16 protein-coding genes are annotated in these 14915 nt (G+C 70.9%); 8 read left to right on the top strand and 8 right to left on the bottom strand.

Features of this window, described 5'->3' with window-relative positions; translation table 11 throughout:
* Window positions 1–310: 310 nt before the first annotated feature.
* Window positions 311–1798, top strand: coding sequence for a phytoene desaturase family protein (locus WME89_RS08060; protein WP_438008644.1), 1488 nt, complete (start codon window positions 311–313; stop codon window positions 1796–1798).
* A gap of 54 nt (window positions 1799–1852) precedes the next feature.
* Here the strand turns inward: WME89_RS08060 and WME89_RS08055 are convergent, their stop codons facing one another.
* Window positions 1853–2425: a hypothetical protein gene (locus WME89_RS08055; protein WP_438008643.1), complete on the bottom strand. Its 573-nt coding sequence runs from the start codon at window positions 2423–2425 to the stop codon at window positions 1853–1855.
* Between the two features lie 123 nt (window positions 2426–2548).
* Between WME89_RS08055 and WME89_RS08050 the strand changes: the two genes are divergently transcribed.
* Window positions 2549–3136, top strand: a complete 588-nt coding sequence (locus tag WME89_RS08050; protein WP_438008642.1) for a PH domain-containing protein — start codon at window positions 2549–2551, stop codon at window positions 3134–3136.
* A 15-nt stretch (window positions 3137–3151) separates the two neighbouring features.
* Here WME89_RS08050 and WME89_RS08045 read toward each other — a convergent pair whose 3' ends face one another.
* A complete protein-coding gene (locus WME89_RS08045) occupies window positions 3152–4183 on the bottom strand; it encodes a DNRLRE domain-containing protein (RefSeq protein WP_438008641.1) in 1032 nt (343 codons plus the stop codon).
* A 327-nt stretch (window positions 4184–4510) separates the two neighbouring features.
* Between WME89_RS08045 and WME89_RS08040 the strand changes: the two genes are divergently transcribed.
* Window positions 4511–4729 (top strand): hypothetical protein, encoded by a 219-nt coding sequence (locus WME89_RS08040; protein WP_438008640.1) that lies wholly within the window; start codon window positions 4511–4513, stop codon window positions 4727–4729.
* A gap of 27 nt (window positions 4730–4756) precedes the next feature.
* Here the strand turns inward: WME89_RS08040 and WME89_RS08035 are convergent, their stop codons facing one another.
* A complete protein-coding gene (locus tag WME89_RS08035) occupies window positions 4757–5122 on the bottom strand; it encodes a DUF2325 domain-containing protein (protein WP_438008639.1) in 366 nt (121 codons plus the stop codon).
* Between the two features lie 439 nt (window positions 5123–5561).
* On the bottom strand, window positions 5562–5891 hold the full coding sequence (locus tag WME89_RS08030) for a DUF2325 domain-containing protein (RefSeq protein WP_437624523.1): 330 nt from the start codon (window positions 5889–5891) through the stop codon (window positions 5562–5564).
* A 370-nt stretch (window positions 5892–6261) separates the two neighbouring features.
* On the opposite strand from WME89_RS08030, the gene WME89_RS08025 reads away from it, so the two are divergent.
* The 4 genes from WME89_RS08025 (at window position 6262) to WME89_RS08010 (ending at window position 11416) form a co-directional block, all read left to right on the top strand.
* Window positions 6262–7209, top strand: coding sequence for a DUF455 family protein (locus WME89_RS08025; protein WP_438008638.1), 948 nt, complete (start codon window positions 6262–6264; stop codon window positions 7207–7209).
* Entirely contained in the window at window positions 7182–8096 is a 915-nt protein-coding gene (locus WME89_RS08020; RefSeq protein ID WP_438008637.1) for a hypothetical protein, read from the top strand. Before WME89_RS08025 ends, WME89_RS08020 begins: the two co-directional genes overlap by 28 nt.
* 598 nt (window positions 8097–8694) lie before the next feature.
* A complete protein-coding gene (locus WME89_RS08015; RefSeq protein ID WP_438008636.1) occupies window positions 8695–9363 on the top strand; it encodes a hypothetical protein in 669 nt (222 codons plus the stop codon).
* 403 nt (window positions 9364–9766) lie between these two features.
* Window positions 9767–11416 carry a DNRLRE domain-containing protein gene (locus WME89_RS08010; RefSeq protein WP_438008635.1) on the top strand — a complete coding sequence of 550 codons (1650 nt, stop codon included), beginning with the start codon at window positions 9767–9769 and terminating at the stop codon, window positions 11414–11416.
* A 543-nt stretch (window positions 11417–11959) separates the two neighbouring features.
* Here the strand turns inward: WME89_RS08010 and WME89_RS08005 are convergent.
* A complete protein-coding gene (locus WME89_RS08005) occupies window positions 11960–12838 on the bottom strand; it encodes a hypothetical protein (RefSeq protein WP_438008634.1) in 879 nt (292 codons plus the stop codon).
* Between the two features lie 109 nt (window positions 12839–12947).
* Between WME89_RS08005 and WME89_RS08000 the strand changes: the two genes are divergently transcribed.
* The gene (locus WME89_RS08000; RefSeq protein WP_438008633.1) at window positions 12948–13178 is read left to right on the top strand and encodes a hypothetical protein; all 231 of its coding nucleotides are present in this window, start codon (window positions 12948–12950) and stop codon (window positions 13176–13178) included.
* Window positions 13179–13549: 371 nt separating this feature from the next.
* Here the strand turns inward: WME89_RS08000 and WME89_RS07995 are convergent, their stop codons facing one another.
* The 3 genes from WME89_RS07995 to WME89_RS07985 all read right to left on the bottom strand — a co-directional run bounded on the left by WME89_RS07995 (window position 13550) and on the right by WME89_RS07985 (window position 14805).
* Window positions 13550–14074, bottom strand: a complete 525-nt coding sequence (locus tag WME89_RS07995; protein WP_438008632.1) for a hypothetical protein — start codon at window positions 14072–14074, stop codon at window positions 13550–13552.
* Between the two features lie 174 nt (window positions 14075–14248).
* Complete coding sequence (locus WME89_RS07990; protein ID WP_437297540.1) at window positions 14249–14581, bottom strand: DUF5615 family PIN-like protein; 333 nt, start codon at window positions 14579–14581, stop codon at window positions 14249–14251.
* On the bottom strand, window positions 14578–14805 hold the full coding sequence (locus WME89_RS07985; RefSeq protein ID WP_437297539.1) for a DUF433 domain-containing protein: 228 nt from the start codon (window positions 14803–14805) through the stop codon (window positions 14578–14580). Before WME89_RS07985 ends, WME89_RS07990 begins: the two co-directional genes overlap by 4 nt.
* Window positions 14806–14915 lie beyond the last annotated feature (110 nt).

Here is a 14915-nt window from a genome sequence, read left to right as displayed (position 1 = left end):
ACCCGACCTCGGCTCAGCCCGCTGACCGCCCTCCACCCGCGCGGGCTCACCGTCGTTCGTTCCTCCGTAAAACCCGTTCGCGCCAGAGAGATCCGCTGCGCTCTCCGGGGTTGTTCTTCCTGGCTCCAGGCCGCTCAGCGCTCTCGGGCGAGCGCGCGGCGCGCCCAATCCGCCTTTTCCTGGACACCGCTCGCCCAGCGCCGCGCCGGCGAGCCCCGCGCGATGGCGGAGCTCAACGTCGGTTTTCTCTGCACCTGATGAGGCGCTATTTTATTCCCGTCCAGACCTCGATCGGGTACCCCGCTCCCCCATGGCGGTCGACGTGGATGCTGTCGTGATCGGGGCGGGTCCGAACGGGCTCGCCGCGGCCGTCGCGCTGGCCGGGGCCGGGCTCCAGGTGCGCGTGATCGAGGCGCGCGACACCGTGGGTGGGGGCGCGCGCACGGCCGAGCTCACCTTGCCCGGCTTCCGCCACGACGTCTGCTCCGCCATCCACCCGACCGCGGTGATCTCGCCCTTCATGCGGACGCTGCCGCTCGCGGAGCACGGCGTCACCTGGATCAACCCCGAGGCGGCGCTCGCGCACCCGCTGCCCGACGGGAGGGTCGGCCTGCTCTATCCCGATCTCGATCGCATGGCGGAGACGCTGGGCGAGGAGGACGCCGCGGCCTGGCGCGACATGTTCTCCCCGCTCCTCACGCCCGAGGGCGCGCTGTTCGGCGAGCTGCTCGGCCCGCTCCCCATCCCGCCGCGCCACCCGCTCCTGCTCGCGCGCTTCGGCCTCTCGGCCATCCGCTCGGCGGACGGGCTCGCGCGCGACACGTTCCGCGGCGACGCCGCGCGCGGGCTGTTCGGCGGCTGCGCGGCGCACTCCTTCTTGCCCCTCGAGACGCTGTTCTCGGCCTCGTTCGGCCTCGTGCTCGCGCTCGCGGCGCACGCGGTCGGCTGGCCCGTGGTGCGCACCGGCTCGCAGGCGCTCATGGACGCGCTGGCCGCCATCCTGCGCGCGCGCGGCGGCGAGATCGAGACGGGCCGCAGGGTGGCGTCGCTCGACGAGCTCCCCGAGGCGCGCGCCTACCTGTTCGACACGACCCCGGCGGCCATGGCGCGCATCGCGGGCGACCGGCTGCCGGCGGGCTTCCGCCGCCGCCTCGAGAGCTTCCGCCACGGCCCCGGCGTGTTCAAGATGGACTACGCCCTCGACGGCCCCATCCCCTGGAAGGCCCCAGCCGCCGCGCGCGCGGCGACGGTGCACCTGGGGGGCACGCTCGACGAGATGGTGGCCTCCGAGCGGGCGCTCGCCGGCGACACGCCCGCGGAGCGCCCCTTCTGCCTCGTGGCGCAGCAGAGCCTGTTCGATGACACGCGCGCCCCCGCCGGCAAGCACACCGCCTGGGTCTACTGCCACGTACCCCCCGGCTGCCCGGTCGACATGAGCGCGCGCATCGAGGCGCAGCTGGAGCGCTTCGCCCCGGGGTTCCGCGATCTCGTGCGCGCCCGCTTCGTCTACACGCCCGGCGACTGGCAGCGTTACAACGAGAACTACGTCGGCGGCGACATCGCCGGCGGCGCCAACGACTGGCTCCAGATCTTCGCGCGCCCGATCGCGAGCCTCAGCCCCTATTCGACGCCCAACCCCTCACTCTATCTCTGCTCCAGCTCGACGCCGCCCGGCGGCGGCGTCCATGGCATGTGCGGCTATCACGCCGCCGCCGCCGCGCTCCAGCGCGTGTTCCAGCGGCCGGCGCCCGCCCTGGCCATGCCGACGCCCCACGCCCAGCTGCCGCCGCGCGAGTAAGCGAGAGAAGCGAGGCCGGACAGGCGCTGTATGGGGCGTGCCCTCGGGGCCCGATCACGACCACGACACGTCGAACTCGCAGGCCTTGGCGCCGCGGAAGCGGCAGCGGACATGCAGGGTGCGGCTCTCCCGGACGCCCAGGCGGGCCATGATCCGATCCTGCCATGCCGGCACGCCCACCGCGCAGGTGACCGGCCCGGGGCCGCGGTCCGGGAGCCGCGACGCGGTGAGTCGGACGGTGTAGCGCCTCTCGGCGACCTCGACCCCCTCCATCGTGCCCGCGTCGAAGTAGCGCTCCCAGAGCGAGGCCGACCGCTGCAGCACGGTATGGGGAGACGCGGCCTTGAGCAGCACCGTGAAGAACCGCTGCAGGTCCTCCTCGGCGATCGCGTTGGCCACGGGCCGGAAGCTCTGCGGATTGCCGTCGCCGTACAGCGCCACATAGCGATCGACGAGGCTGTTCCAGAGGCTCACCGGATACCAGCCGTGCGGCAGGACGATGCCGCCCACGCGCGCGGCGTCCTCCGGGCTCAGGCACTCCAGCCACCGGTCCACGCCGGCGGCGCCGTGCTGAGCGGCCACGAAGCTCTTGAACCCCCCCAGCGCGTTGCCCTTGACGTTGCTCATCGAGATCACTCCAACCGGGCGACCGGCGCCTGGCGCGTCGCTTGCCGGGCAGATCCTGACGAGGGGCACCGGCGAATGCAATCGCTGCTTTCGGCCCGCGGGCGACGTACTACAATCGCCCGCGTGAAACCCTGCCCCTTCTGCGCGGAGCAGATCCAGGACGCCGCGATCAAGTGCCGCTTCTGCGGCAGCATGCTGGAGGAGCGAGCGCCTGTGACCACCGCGGTCACCGGCGCGCCGCTCGCCCACGCCTCCGGCGCGCTCGCCCACGCGGGCAGCGCGCTCGCCCCCTCGCCGGGCGGGGCGCGCGTCATCTTCGAGGGGACGCCGAGCTGGAAGGCGTGGTTCTGGTCCTACGTCGCGGCGGGCGTGCTCTCGCTCGTGCTGGTGGGCCTCGTGTGGCTCGGCATCCTGCACTGGAAGCGCAAGAGCCTCCATTACAAGATCACCGACCGCACGATCGATTACGAGGCCGGCCTGCTCACGCGGCGGGTCGAGACCCTCCAGCTCTGGCGGGTGCACGACATCGATCTTCGCCAGACCTTCATGGAGCGGCTGCTCGACATCGCCGAGATCCGCGTGTTCACGCGCGACGCGAGCGACCCCGAGCTCGTCATCCGGGGGCTGCCCGCGTCGCGCGAGCTGTTCGAGGCGCTCAAGAACGCGGCGGAGCTCGCGCGGCAGCAGCGCGTCCTCGGCGTCGTGCAGTGATCGCGCTGGGCGGCTTCAGTAGAAGCAGACCTCGAGCCAGGGACGGTCGCCGGTGTTCGCGTGCTCGCTCGAGCGGTACGCGGTGAGCGCCGTCGGGTCCTCCTCCAGGACGAAGCCGTGGTTCGGGTGCACGCCGTCGACCCACGCCTGGACGAGCGCGGTCAGGTCCGCTGCCCCCGTCGCGTCGGGCGCGCCGAGGAGCGTGGCGTCGATCGCCGGGTCGTAGCTGCCCGCGAAGCTGCTCCAGGTGACCTCGGTCTCGTCCCAGGAGGCCGTGATGCGGTGCGCCCGGATCTCGTTCGTGCCGGAGCTGTAGAGCCTCGTGCCGAACGTGGCGGACTCGATGGTCGAGCCGGGCGGGATGAAGCCGAGCTCGAAGCGGACCAGCGCCATCTTCGGGTCGCCTTGCTTCAGGCCCGTGTGGGTGTATGACGAGCTCCCATCGTTGTGGTGCGGGTACCGCTGCCAGACGGTCGCGTCCGTCACCTCGCCTCCGACGTCGCGCTGGATCGTCGTGCATACGACCTCGCAGTCGTCGCCGACCCCGTCGCCGTCGCTGTCCACCTGGTCCGGGTTGTGAAGATGGCAGTTGTCCACCTCGTCGCAGACGCCATCGGCGTCGCTGTCGTACCGGCCCTGTCCCACGCACCAGTCGCACGCGTCGCCGAACCAGTCGCCGTCGCTGTCCACCTGGTCGGGGTTGGGGGCGTGAGAGCAGTTATCCGCCGGCTCGCAGATCCCATCGGCGTCCACGTCATAAGCCCACTCCCCGAGCGCGTCGCACGCGTCGCACGCGTCGCCGAGGCCGTTCCCGTCGCCATCTTCCTGGCCGGGGTTCGGCGTCGCCGGGCAGTTGTCGCACGCGTCGCCCACGCCGTCGGCGTCGATGTCGGCCTGATCCGGGCCGGGGATCGTGCTGCCGCAGTCAGCGTGGCCGATGGTGTAGGTGATCCCCGTGGGGGCCGCGCGCGCTGCGTCGGGTAGCAGCACACAGCCCAGCAACAGGCCAAACGGATAGAACAAGCCAACCTTGCCGAGACGGCGCATGGTCCCTCCTCAGGTCTTGTACGCCCCACCGGGGCGCATCGGGGACCGAGCCTTGCCCTGAATCCCCCGACCTACACGGGTATCACGGCGCCCATCGCGGATGGGTCAGATCCGAGGACACGAAGCGAGAGGTCACCACATGGTCCCCTGTGGTCATCCTGTGTGGACGTGACGAGACACCAGGGGCTCTGCCCCGGGCGCTGGCTTCGCAAAATTCCAGTAACACTAGATCGCGGGCCGGGGCTGAGGGGGCGTGACGCCTCCGCGAGGCCCGAGGGCCGGCAGCACGAGTTCGCGCGGCGGCGCGGGCCTGCTAGGAGCGAGCACATGTCCTCGAGGCGATCCCCGTTCGATGATCTACCGGATGTGCGCGACGGCTTGACGCGCGCCGAGCGCATCATCGTGTGGCAGCTCTCCGAGCTCGAGAAGGAGTTCGCCGGCCGCAACGTGCCCACGGCCACGCTCTACGGCCGCGTCGTCGAGCACATCAACCTCTCGGTCCCGGAGTTCCAGCGCCTCATGCAGCGCCTCGTCGGCGTGCGCTGAAGGCGGCGTGGCGCCCGCTGCCGCTGGTCAGGCGGCGCGCTGCTCGAGGGCGGCGCGCTGCTCGAGGGCGCTCCGCAGCGCGGAGACCGAGGCGCTGCGCAGGTAGACGACGGGCGCGCCGTCCGACGCGAGGCTCTGCATCTGGTCGCGCAGCGCGTGCGAGACCATCGTCACCATGATCACGATGAGCGCGACCTTGCCCGCGCCGTGGCGCGCGCCCGGCGGCACGCGGTTCTCGTAGTGGCGCAGCGACCAGCCGTGCTTCTCGACCACATCGCGGTAGCGGCTCGACATGCCCCCGCTGCCCCCGATGACCAGCACCGTCTGTTCCTCGCGCTTCCTGTCTGCCGCCTGAGAACGACGCTCCGCCTTCATGCGATCTCGCTTGAGCAAGGCGCAAGCCACCCTCCGCGGCGCGCCATTTCCAGCGCAAACATCGAGTTCACGCTCTATTCCTGGGCAAATTGTCCTCCCGGCGCGAAGGTCCATGTCACCGTGACATGGAGAGCGCAGTCGCAGCGGCGGAGCGCGCGCGGGCCCGGGCGAGCGACGGGCACCGGCGCTCGCGCACGACAGGCATGCATCCAGCCGACTCGATGGCTGGGCTCCCGTCGCGCGCGCCGCGTGCCGCGCCAGCGTGTCCTGGTGCGAGGCGCGCGAGCGCGGAAGGACACGCCGTCGCGCGGCGAGCCAGGTCGGCCGTGGCCGAGGGAGCCCGGGACAGACAGGCCCAGAGGGGCTGATCAGGAGTTGACGGGAATAAAAGGAGGAGCGCTCGGCGGCGGACGACGGGTGGGGCGGTTCTCCCCGGCCGCGGAGGATTGACGCGGTGTCAGCCGGCCCGCTGCTCGAGGGCGGTCCGCAGCGCGGAGACCGAGGCGCTGCGCAGGTAGACGACGGGCGCGCCTTCCGAAGCGAGGCTCTGCATCTGGTCGCGCAGCGCGTGCGAGACCATCGTCACCATGATCACGATGAGCGCGATCCTGCCGACGCCGTGGCGCGCGCCCGGCGGCACGCGGTTCTCGTAGTGGCGCAGCGACCAGCCGTGCTTCTCGACCACATCGCGGTAGCGGCTGGACATGCCCCCGCTGCCCCCGATGACCAGCACCGTCTGCTCCTCGCGCTTCCTGTCGACCGCCTGGGAACGCCGCTCCGCCTTCATGCGATCTCCTCCGAGCAGGGGTCAGAGCAAGGCGTAAGCCACCCTCCGCGATCGGCCTTCTCCCGGGCAACTGTCGATGTTCTGGTTTATTCCCCGGCAAAATGTCGCCTCCGCGCGGAGGCCTTTGTCAACGTGACAGGGCGGCCGGCGACGGCGCGACGACTCGGCGGCGCGCGCGGGCCCCGGGCCCCGGGCGCGCGCGGGCATGGCTCGCATGCGGCGGGCCGCGGCTCGCAAGGCGGCGGGCGGCCGCTGGTGGCCGCTGGTGGCGATGGGGGCGACGGGCTTGCGCGATGCGCGCGGCAGCCGCGCGCGGGCACGTCAGAGCTGTGGTAGGAGAGCAGCGCCGCCCCGCACCGCCGCGCCCGCCATGCAGCCCCTCACCGCACCGCCCAGCGACGCGCCTCCGCCGGGCACCGTCGAGCGCTGGGCCTGGGACTACATCCTCTCGACCGACCTCGAGCACAAGCTCGCTCCGCCGCCCGTGCCTTCCGCCTGGGAGTCGGACGCCGCGCCGCCCCCGCCGCGCCGCATCGAGCGACCTGGACGGCCCGCCACGCTGCGCATCTCGGCGCGCGCCCAGAAGAGCCCGGGGCCCGAGGCGCTGCGCAACCCCGCGCGCCGCGCGCAGCTCTTCCATGCGTTCCTGCACCACGAGCTCCAGGCCGCGGAGCTCATGGCCTGGGCGGTGCTCGCCTTCCCGGAGACGCCGCGCGCCTTCCGCGGCGGCCTCGTCCGGATCGCCCTCGACGAGGTGCGCCACATGCAGCTCTACGCCCGCTACCTCGCCGCGCTCGGCCACCGCTTCGGCGAGTTCCCCGTACGCGACTGGTTCTGGTCGCGGGTGCCCGCCGCCGCGTCGCCCGCGCAGTTCGTGGCGGTGATGGGGATGGGCCTCGAGGGAGGCAACCTCGACCACACGGCGCGCTTCGCCGAGCGCTTCCGCGCCATCGGCGACGTCGAGGGCGCCGCGCTCACCGAGCGGGTCTGCGCCGAGGAGATCCCGCACGTGCGCTTCGGGGTCCGCTGGTTCCGCCGCTTCACGCAGGCGAGCGGGAACGCCGCGCGCGGGGCGCCGCCGGGGCAGAGCGAGGGCGCGCCGGCGAACAGCGAGGGCGCGCCGCGAGACCCGAGCGAAGGCTCGCCGCGGGGCGGCCCGATCGACTTCGACACCTGGGTCCGCCACATCCCGCCGCCCCTCTCGCCGCTGCTCATGCGGGGCGAGCCGATGAACCGCCGCGACCGCAGCCGCTCGGGGCTCCCCGAGCCGTTCCTCGACGCCCTGGCCTCATGGACCGAGCGAGCGCCTGGGTCCTGAACTTCGACGCCGACGAGGAGCTGGCGCGCCCCGCGGGGTACACCCCGCGCGCCGCGGTCTCCGGCCGCGCCCCGGAGCTCGCCGGCCGGGTCTCGGCCTTGCTGCGCCCCGGCGACGTCGTGCTCAGCCCTGCCCTGCCCTCGCCGCTCGTGCCGCCGGCCCCGCCCGGGGTCCCGCTCGTCGGCCGCGCGTGGTGCCCCACACCGCGCGCCCTGCGCCTCCTCGGCCGCGCCGGCGTCGCCGCGGCGGAGGCGCCGGCGCTCGACGTGCTCCGTCGCGTCAACCACCGGAGGTTCTGCGCGGACCTCGGCCAGACGCTGCCCGGGGCGCGTTACCTCGTATCCATGACCGAGCTCGAGGTCGCCATCGCGGAGCCCACGCCGACGGGCCACTGGCTGCTCAAGCGGCCGTTCGGGTTCGCCGGACGCGGCCGGCGCCGGGTCGCCCGCGGCGCCCTGCCGCCCGACGCGCGGCCCTGGGCCGTCGCGTCGCTCGACCCCGCCTCCCCGGACAGCGGCCTGCAGGTCGAGCCCTGGGTCGAGCGCCGCGGCGACTTCTCGCTGCACGGCCACGTCGCCCGCGGCGGCGCGGTGCGCCTCGGCGCCCCGTGCGTCCAGCGCTGCGACGGAAACGGCGCGTACCTCGGGGCCGCCCTCGCCGAAGGCGGCGATCTCGACGGCGACGAGCGCCGGCGGCTCGTCGAGGCCGCGCTCGAGTCGGGAGAGGCGCTCGCCGGCGCCGGCTATTTCGGGCCCTTCGGGATCGACGCCTTCCGCTGGGAAGACGAGCGCGGCGCGCTGCGCTGGAACCCTCGTTGCGAGATCAACGCGCGCTACACGATGGCGTGGGCCATCGGCATGGGCAGCCTGCGGCCCGACATCGACTGACCCGATGAGCGGGGCGCGCGGCGATCGCCTCGTGGCGGCACGCACCCGCGGTCGACGCAGCGCCCTCCGACGAGCATCGCTCGCCAGCGCCCCCGCGCACCTCATGGCCACATCGCCGACTGGCACTCAGCGCGAAGTCTCCGCCCCTGTCCCGACACCGACTTGTTGCACACCCGGGCGGCCGCTTCCTCTATAGCGGTGCCCAGACGAGAACGACACGAGCCGGGCCTGGGGAATCCCCTCATTCTGCAGCCATTTCCAGCGGAGAAATTGAACAGGGAGGCGGGGAGACGGGGAGGATTTTGAAGATTTCACTCCCCGTCTCCCCGCCTCCCTGTGAATTTTTCCGAGAATTTGAGGGGATGCCTCGGGAGCCGGGCACCAGGGACTCCAGGAGAGCCGTCAGCTAGCTTCTCTTTCCCTTTCTCTTTGCTCATTCTCCTGGCGTCCCTGGCGTCTTGGCGTCTTTCTCGATCCGGTTCGCTGTACCCGTGCAGGGAGCAGAGAAGACTCGAGAGACGCGGCGCCGCTCCCGCGCGCGGTCCTGCGCTGTCCGGGCTCGGCCGATGATCGTGTGTGCGTGAGAGGAGGAGGAGGCATGAGCCTGCCGGCGAGGAGAGAGAGGCGACGGTCAGCGCGGCACCACGAGAGGCACCGGAGCAGGCACGGCGCGGCGGCGGTCGCGGGCGCCGCGGCCCTCGCCGCGCTGCTCGCGGCGTGCGGTCCAGGCGATGGCGCGGAGGGATCCGCGGAGCCTGGGTCGTGCGGCTCGGAGACGTGCGCCGCGGACCAGTACTGCGTCTACCCGCCGGGCGACTGTGGCGAGGGAGGCGTCGTCCCCGGGAACTACGGTGTGTGCCAGCAGCGCCCCGCGTCGTGCGACACGGCCACGCCCACGCAGGTCTGCGCCTGCGACGGGCGCGTCTACCCGAACGCCTGCGAGGCCGCGCGCGCCGGCGTGAGCATCGGCGGCGGCGAGGAGTGCGCCGGCGCCGCGCCGCCCGGGACATCCGCCTGCGGCAGCTATTTCTGCAGGTCGGACGTCGAGTATTGCCGGATCGTCGAGGATCCTCACGTCGAGCTCTTCAAGATGCCGACGCAGCGGTCGTGCAAAGAGATACCGTCGTCCTGCGTGGCAGAGCCGTCCTGCGACTGCGTGACCCTGGCGGCCAGCGCCCCTGGCAAGGGCGGGTGTTCCAGCGCGCCGGCCTGCGCGCGAGACGCCTCGGGGAGCTTCGCCGTCGAGTGCACAGGAGATCTCTACTGAGACGCCGCACGCGCCGCGCGCGCCCCTGACCCGCGCGGGCCCCACAGACTCACCTCCTCCCCTTCCGCTTCCCTGTCGCCGCTCTCGCCGGCGGCCGCGCCGTCCCTCGCCCTCTCCCCCTTGCTTCATGACACCAGCGCCGCGCCGCTCGGGACTCGATGCTCCCCGGGCGGCCTGGTCACCGGCGTCGACGGCGCGGACAGGTCATCTCCGTCGCGGCGCTGCGACGCCGCGACCATGGGAAAGAAACAGAATCATCACCGAAACGTGGGGTTTGCTCAGCAGCTCTTCCCATAGCTTGCTCGCGCAACGCTCACCTCAACGTCCGACTCCAGAAGAAAGAAGGCACGCATTCATGCAGAATTCGCGCGCGCGAGCTGAATCACCCGTACACGAGCGGCTCATGACGGGCTGGTCCCGGCTGTCGAGGGGCGTCCTCTGCGCCGCCCTCCCGGCGATCGCGGTCGTCAACGCCTGCGGAGCAGAGGACGACCTCGAGGAGGTCTCGGAGGCGCAGCAGGCGCTGACCACGGTCTCCTTCCAGCAGGGGTCGCTCCCGAGCTCGTCGTACGCCGGCTCCACCGACGCGACGATCAAGCAGGGCGCCGCGACGACGAACTTCGGCGCCGCGACGACGTGCGAGGCCGACGGCGACGACGGCTCGGGCGTGGACAAGTCCTGCCTGCTGAAATGGACCCTCTCCGGCATCCCCGCGGGGAGCACCGTCCAGTCGGCGTCGATCACCCTCCAGGCCACGGACGGCTCCTCGAACACGTACAACCTCTACGAGGTGAAGCGCGCGTGGAGCGAGTCCGCGGTCACCTGGAACAACGCGACCGGCACGACGACGTGGGCCACCGCGGGCGCGCTGGGCGCGACCGATCGCGGCAGCCTCGTCGGCAGCGTCACCGGCAGCGCCGGCTCGAAGACGATCACGCTGAACGCGGCCGGCGTGGCGCTCGTCCAGGCGTGGGTCAACGGGACGTCCAACGAGGGCATCCTCATCGCGAGCCCGTCGAACACGGACGGCATCGACTTCGCCTCCTCGGAGCACGCCACCGTGGCGCAGCGGCCCAAGCTCACGATCACCTACGGCGAATCGAGCGGCACCGGCCCCTCGACCGACCCAGGGCTCCTCGTCGCCTTCATCGGTGACCAGGGGAACAACAGCAACGCGGATGCGGTCCTCGAGCTGATCAAGGACGAGGGCGCCGTCGCGACAATCCACAACGGCGACTTCGATTACGCCAGCAACCCGGCCGCCTGGGAGAGCCGCATCAACGCAATCCTCGGCGCGAACTACCCCTATTTTGCCGTCATCGGCAACCACGACGCCGCGGCGTGGGGCGGCGCCAGCGGGTACGCCAGCTACATCCAGGCGCGCCACGCGCGCGTGCCGGACATGAACTGCACCGGCGAGCTCGGCGTCAAGGCGACGTGCAACTTCCGCGGGCTGCACATCGTCGAGTCCTGCATCGGGACGGGCGAGCTCCGCTCGACCTGCGCCGCCAACGCGTCCGACCAGGTGAACTTCATCCACGACTCGCTCGCCAACGACAACTCGATCTGGTCGGTGTGCGCCTGGCACAAGAACCAGCACGACATGCAGGTCGGCGGGAAGTCGAACGAGGTCGGCTGGAGCGCTTACCAGGAGTGCATGAGCGCCGGCGCGATCGTCGCGACAGGGCACGAGCACTCCTACTCGCGCACGCTGACCCTCACCGACGTGGGCAACGCCGGGACCGGCCACGGCAAGACCGGCGCCTTCAACCTGGTGGAGCTCGCCCCGAACCGGAGCTTCGTGTTCGTGTCGGGCCTCGGCGGCGTGGGCCTCCGCGACTACGAGGCGGCCAGCCACGACGACGACACCTGGTGGGCATCGTACATCGCGAGCAACAAGTGGGTGAAGAACGGAACCTTGATGTCGGGCACCGCCGACTACGGCGCCCTGTTCATCCGGTTCAACGTCAGCGGGGACCCGAAGCGCGCGACAGCGTACTTCAAGGACGTGGACGGCCGCCTCGTGGACGAGTTCACGATCCAGGTCCAGTAAGGCGACGCGCGCCATCGCGCCGGCAGGCCCAGAGGCCGCGGAGTCCGCTCTCCCTCTCGGCCCAGCCCGGTGCCGCGGCGACGGCGCAGCCTCGCCGTGGTCACCGGCTGCGACACGTACCCGGACGCGCCCCCGGTCGTGCTGACGTCGGCCGGCGGCGTGGCCGACTCGTCCTGGATGGCATTCGGCCCCGCTCCCCCACGATGCATCTATTCGGGAGTGAGCGCCCTTCTAATCCATTGACCACCCACTGACTCGCGCTCTGCCTCGGCTTGGTCGGGCAGATCAAGCGTGCCTGTTAGCGTTGAACCAAGTGCGCGAAGCCTGGTGAGCCGGACGAATCGCGGACGAAACCGGCGGACCCGCGGACGGTGCTGCTCGGCCAGCTCGCGGAAGGCATGCGGGCGGCGCTCGCCGCGGGCGACGTCGAGGCGGCTCGCATCGCCCACGAGACGATCGGGCGGCTGCTCGGTGCGCCCTCGAGCGCATCCCGGTGCACGTGCACGCGCTCCGACGTCACGCTCCCTGACCGAGGACCCTCGTTCAGCGGAAGCCGAAGCGGTCGACCGTAATCTTGTAGCTGAGTTGTTCGCCGCGCTCGATGCGGCCACCGAGCGATATGTTGTGCTCCTCGCCGCTCGTCGCCACGTACTTCGCGTCGGCCGCCACGAACGTGCACGCACCCTCGATCGGCTGCGGGCGCTCGAAGAGGCAGCCGTAGCCGTCCTCGGCGACGGGGCGACAGATGCGGGTGTCGATCTTCAGCGCCTCGACCTCCTCGCGCGAAAACAGGCGCTCCTCGTAGGTGATCTTCATGGGCTTCTCGCAGCGAACGTAGATGGGCAGGTACTGGTGCTGCGCGTCCCTGTACACGACGCCGTCTTTGATCTCCTCGCGCGTGCCCGCGGCCACGTCCAGATAGCCCTTCAGGCGGACCGGCGCCTCGACCGCGGCGGGGAGACCCTCGGCGGGCATCGCCTCGGCGTGCGGGTGATCGCCGGCGTAGACGAGGACGTTGAGGAAGCGTTGCCGCGCGCCGTCCCCGGCGGGGTCGAAGATCTCGCTGACCGCGTCGCATCGTGCGGCCTGCTCGGCGGAGCGGCTCTCCATGTTGTCCCCGCTCGACTCGAACCCGAGCTCGTAGACGCCCACGCTCGCTCCCCAGCCATTGTCGTTCTTGGACGCGGCCATGCCGGCGGCGTCGTTGTCTGGGGCGATCCAGAGGTTGTTGGTGGTGAGCGCGGGGACGTGCGTCAGCGAGCGAACGAGGGAGCCGTTGTCGCCGCAGCCGCGCCCGATCTGTTCATAGGTGGTGTCTACCTCCGCCGGAGTCGACGGGGTTGCCGGCGCCGCGGTGGGCTCGGCGATCGTGTCGCCGTCCGATCCGCCGCAGCCCGCGACGAAGATGAAAGGAGCCCCCACGAGAACCAGCGAACGAAAGTAGTTACTCATGACGGCGGTGGGAAGCAAAGCACGTACCTCCCCCGATCCATGCGGATTTCCGCCCAAATCGCGGCGCGAGACGCGACGCGTGGACGGGGCGTCACACCTCGGCCGCTTACGACGCGGCCGGCGTCATCGACCTCGCCGCCGAGCGCACCCGGCGCGGCGGGTAGCCCCGGCTGGGTCCGCGCTCGCGGCGGGCGACGTCGAGGCGGCGCGCATCGCCCACGAGACGATCGGGCGGCTGCTCGGCGCGCAGGGGGCCGACGCGGGCGGCGTCATTGACCTCGCCGCCGAGCGCGTTCGCCGCGGCGGGTAGTGCCGGCCGGAGCGGCGCTGGCCGCGGGCGACGTCGAGGCGGCTCGCATCGCCCACGACACCATCGGGCGGCTGCTCGCTGCAGCAGAGACAAGGAGGTCGAGCATTCTGGCGCGTGAGCGGCCTAACCCCGGCGCTAACCTGCAACCGGTCGCCAACTGTAACACGACGAGGCCAGCACCGAAGCACGACAACCGGCCGTGGCATTCACCACGGCCTGGGCAGCGATGACCTGTACGCGCAGCACGGTTGTCAGGTGCAGCGGCTCGTCAGGCAGCCTCGCACACCCGTCGTCCGCCAAAGTAGAGCAACAGTTGTAGGGACAGCTCACAGGGTGTGCAGTAGCAACTCCAACGATCCAGGCGAACTGCGTCACAAGATGCGGCGTGTGTGGATGCCGCGGCGTAGCGGGCCCGGGTGATACACCCCAATCTGCTTTCCGAGGACGAGCGCGACCATGCCAGGCACTGCGGGACCCGTCGCTTGAATGCTCACCATGCCGACCTCCGTTGACACGCGCCAGACCTGGAGCGTCCCGTGGGGCCTGCGGACCGTGCCGTCGCTGATCGTCGCGGGCAATGGCACGCCGCCCATCGCGAGCCGCAAGGCGTGAACCAGGTTGAACGTCGTGTATACGAAGAAGAAAAACAACGGCACCGTTGCGACCAGACCATAGCGAGCTAGCTCGTAGCCATGCGCGTCGCCCCAAAAGCCACCGACCACGATGATGACCAGCAGGAGCACCGTTCCAAGGCAATTTTCGATCTCGGGACGTGCATGGCGGCAGGTCGCAAACCGTCGCGGCGTTGGTTCGCGCAGGTCCTCGGGGAGGAACTCGACTAAGCTGGTCGACGTTGCTGGCGCTGGCGAGGTCGGTCGTTCGACGTTCGAGGTCATTTGACTCCCCATTTCGTCCCCTGCACCCCGGTCAAGCAGGCGAAATCCGGCGACCTTGGTTCGCGAGCGCGCGCCACGTCCGGTGGGCGAACTGGTCTGCCTAACGATTTGGCGGCGTGCCACGCCGCGAAGCGGCGTCGGCACCAGCGCCTTGTTGGGCTGCTCCTCAGCCAATCAAGACAGCACGAGGAAGGCTGCCGTCGGGTCCGCTTCGAAGGCGAGCACGTCGTCGTACCGCGCTCGGAGCAAGGCTGCAACTGCGGCTGTCGTGCAGTTCCCTAGGCGCACCCATATTATCTTGGGCGGATGGCCGTAGAGGAATGCCCGCTGCTGGAAGTCTGAGTCCTTCGAAACAATTGTAAATCCGTTCTGGGCGGCAAAGCTCCAGACGACTTGATCATCGGCAGCGCTGAGCCCGACATTCCGGACATGAACGGATGCGGGATAGTGCTCCGCCAGCAAGGCGACGAGCCGATGCGACAGGTTCTGATCGAACAGCAGCTTCACGTCGGCGGCACCGCCCAAAGCCTACGCTCTCGGTCGGCCGCGAACGCCAGGCAGGCACGCACGTCTTCCGCAGTCAGATCCGGAAAGTCGGCAAGGATCTCCTCTACCGACATGCCAGAAGCGAGATACTCCAGAACGTCAGTCACTGTAATCCGCAACCCGCGGATGCACGGCTTACCGCCGCGCTTGCCTGGCTCGATCGTGATTAACTGCTGGTAGTTCATGCCAGCAGGATAATCGGGCGCGCTCCCGGCGTCAACATGGCCAGCTGCGCAGGCGCTCAGCTGAGGGTCGGGAATCGTACGAGACGCAGATGCCCGGCGGGGGCGGGCGC

This window comes from Sorangium sp. So ce321 (assembly GCF_051530195.1).
Classification (GTDB): Bacteria; Myxococcota_A; Polyangia; order Polyangiales; family Polyangiaceae; genus Sorangium.
This window is presented reverse-complemented; position numbering and strand designations above follow the sequence as displayed.